At 23.4% G+C, this 1,071-nt stretch carries 1 protein-coding gene; it reads right to left on the bottom strand.

Annotated elements, in window-relative coordinates:
- Window positions 1–55: 55 nt before the first annotated feature.
- The gene (locus tag Q0C16_RS00230) at window positions 56–538 is read right to left on the bottom strand and encodes a hypothetical protein (protein ID WP_292319026.1); all 483 of its coding nucleotides are present in this window, start codon (window positions 536–538) and stop codon (window positions 56–58) included.
- Window positions 539–1,071: the final 533 nt, after the last annotated feature.

Raw genomic sequence — 1,071 nt, 5'->3', positions numbered from 1 at the left:
TGACACCTGTTATTCATAAATTACCTCCTTTAACCTTACTATAGATAATTATTTTCTATTCTTGCGAATAAATTATGTCATTGTCACTTGGCTTTTCTTGTTTTTCTAAAATTTGTCTAAAATCTTTAATATAGAAAAAATCCAAGTATTTTTTTGCATCACTTTCATTATCCATCAAATTCTGCCTAATATTATTACAAAATTGTTCCATGTAATCAGGTAACCTATTTGCATTAATTTTACCAACGTTTTGATTATCCAAGTTTTTCATGATATAATCTACTAAATCACTTAAATCTATCTTGATAGCAGGTATATTATTAGACCATGAATATAAAATTAAATATCTCATTAATGACGTTTTACCTGAACCATATGGTGCTTGTAACACTATTGGATAAGCTTTATTACCTTGTTTAAAGTCATTTATTTCTTTCTCGGATTTTTCTCTTATATCTTTATGATCATCTGTATAATCACACCATATTTGCTCATTACCATAAAAAAAGCAATTATTTTGTTTTTGTATGTGAACCAATAAGTACCACCATATTTTTTGTATTCATAAAAGTATATAAAAATTTAGACATAAAAAGTTAGGAAAAGTAAATATAATAAACCATTAGTAAATAAACTGATTAAAAAATAAATTCAAAATATGCCTTAAAAAGGTGCTAGCTCTAACTGATCAATATAATTGTTTCATCTGATATGGCATACAAAAAATGAAAAACAAGTTAATTGATAAATCATTAATGGAAAAGATTGTAATTTTTTATGAAAATCTTAAAATTATAAAGAATGTTATTTATACATATAAAGTACCTAAGATACTACTTATAGCAAATAATAAGACATTTATAATTTTTTAATAAATCAATAACACAAATTAATAAAGATGATTATTGATAATTTATAGATTCAACTAACACGGATGAAATAATAACATAATTTAAATAACCAATTTTTCTTTTATCAGTTATAACTTACCGATTTCCCTTATTCTACTTGGGAATCTTTTAAATCTAACGTTTTTTACTCAAGATATCACAAATTTTTTAGTGGGATTAT

Source organism: Caldisphaera sp., assembly GCF_023256325.1.
Lineage (GTDB): Archaea > Thermoproteota > Thermoprotei_A > Sulfolobales > Acidilobaceae > Caldisphaera.
The sequence above is the reverse complement of the archived record's forward strand: the minus strand, read 5'-3'. Positions and strand labels throughout refer to the sequence as shown.